We start from the raw sequence: 2,020 nt of genomic DNA, 5'->3' as shown, positions 1-2,020 counted from the left end.
CCCGCGCGGCGCTCCGGGGAAGCCGGTTCGTGGGCGGCACCTCGCTCCATGCCCGGACGGCAATGGCGGGGGAGGAAATGGCTGCGGGAACCCCCTCCCTCATGTACTTCTACGTCAACGAGCTGGACAAAGCCGGACACCGCTACGGCTGTCAGTCCGATCGCTGGGAGCACCAGCTCGAGGAAATCGATTCGACGGTCAAGAGGCTCTCTGCCTCACTGCCGGCGGGGACAACCATCCTGCTCACGGGCGACCATGGAATGCTCGACGTTCCCGAGTCTCAGCGCATCGACTATTCCGCCGATCCTGCCCTTATCGCAGGGGTGCGGCACACAGCGGGCGAGCCACGCATGGTCCACCTGTACCTCGAACCCGACGCCCGGGAGCTTCACCGGGACGCCCTGCTGGATGCCTGGCGCGCCCGCTTCGGCGACCGGATCTGGGCCTTCACGCGCGGGCAGGCCCTTGAAGCAGGACTCTTCGGGGTCCTTCGGCCGGAGGTTTCCCCCCGGATCGGGGATGTCATGATCGCGGCCCGGGACACCTTGGCGCTCTACGACGTCCGCCGCGTCCGTCCGACTGCCTTGGAGGTGGTGGGGCAACACGGTTCGCTGACCAAGGCGGAGCGTGAAGTTCCCTTGCTATGCTTCCAAGCCGGAGGCCCCAAGGGGCGCCGTGGCTGAACTCATTTTCTTCTCCGGAACCATGGACTGCGGCAAGTCCACCCTTGCCTTGCAGATGGATTACAACCACCGTGCCCGCGGCCGGGGCGGGGTCCGCTTCAGTTGCAACGACCGCGCCGGCGGATCCGTCATCTCCAGCCGTCTCGGGCTCCAGACGGACGCCGTGGAAGTCATTGACACCACCGATTTCTGGGACGAAGTTGTCCGACGCCGGACCACGGGCCTCAAGGTGGACTACCTGATCTGTGACGAAGCCCAGTTCTACTCACCCGGGCAAGTGGAACAGCTGGCGCGCGTGGTTGACGAGATGGGCGTAGACGTGTTCGCTTTCGGAATCACGTCCGACTTCCGCACCCGGCTGTTCCCCGGATCCCAGCGTTTCGTCGAGCTCGCGGACCGGGTCCAAGTCCTGCAAGTGGAAGCGCTTTGCTGGTGCGGCCGCCGGGCGACACACAATGCGCGGACCGTGGACGGCATCATGGTGGTTGAAGGCGAGCAAGTCGTGGTGGGAGACGTTGCCAGGGAGGCCGGACAAGCGGAGGTCACCCCGGAGCAAATCGACGCGTCGCACCCGGTTGTCGGGTACGAGACCCTATGCCGAAGGCACTACATGCGCCGGGTCACCGCTCATGGACCAATCTCATGGCGAGCCGGGATCAGTTGCTGCCGTTCGACGTCGACGCTTGCCTTTGGCACGGTGCCGGCTGAAGCCGCAACGAATTGAACGCTGCCTAGTCTCCGCGCGTCCCGAAGACGATTTCATCCCAGCTCGGAATGCTGGAGCGCTTGGGCCGTGACGGCTGGCGCTCGGCCGCTCCCGCGTCGGAAGTTTCTTCATCCTTCTGCCCGGAACGGGTGGGCTTCGGCTCTTCGCGATCCCGCCGGGGAGCGCCGCCGAGCAATTCGTCCAAGCCCGCCCGCGGCGATGCTGCTCCCGGGGTTCGCGCCTCGTCCTGGCCGGTCTGACCGTCGTGATCGTTCCTGCCGCGCAACATGGTCACGGGGCGCAGCGGACCGGGGATCACCGTGATTTCACGGGTGTCCGTGCTGACGCCGTCGTGAAGGTGGAGGGAATCGTCTTCCTTGTCGTCATGCTTCGGGGCCAGGCTCAGCCGCGACAGCATGGATGCACGCGCGTCACGGCGGCTGGGGGCCGGCCCGGATTCAGGCTGCTGGTCCGTTTCCGTATCGGCCGGCTCTTTGTCAGCTGCGTCGCTGTCCGCACGTTCGTCGTCGACGTCACCAGGACGTGGATGCGCAGCCGGAACGCCGCTGCTCAGAAGCAGCGCCAACGCGTCGTCACTGTCTTCGTCAAGTCCCAGCCTCTGTCCGCGACG

General features: G+C 66.0%; 1 protein-coding gene and 2 pseudogenes. 2 read left to right on the top strand and 1 reads right to left on the bottom strand.

Translation table 11 applies throughout. The annotated features are described in order from the left end of the window. On the top strand, nucleotides 1–683 hold a 683-nt coding region (locus tag AHiyo1_RS24055), incomplete at its 5' end, for an alkaline phosphatase family protein (protein WP_113990767.1). After that, nucleotides 676–1,391: pseudogene (locus AHiyo1_RS24050) on the top strand (thymidine kinase). The gene AHiyo1_RS24055 and the pseudogene AHiyo1_RS24050, both read left to right, overlap by 8 nt. 23 nt (nucleotides 1,392–1,414) lie before the next feature. Here the strand turns inward: AHiyo1_RS24050 and AHiyo1_RS25300 are convergent. Next, nucleotides 1,415–2,020, bottom strand: a pseudogene (locus tag AHiyo1_RS25300) (septation protein SepH); the annotation flags it as partial.

The organism is Arthrobacter sp. Hiyo1 (assembly GCF_001263615.2).
Lineage (GTDB): Bacteria > Actinomycetota > Actinomycetes > Actinomycetales > Micrococcaceae > Arthrobacter.
The sequence above is the reverse complement of the archived record's forward strand: the minus strand, read 5'-3'. Positions and strand labels throughout refer to the sequence as shown.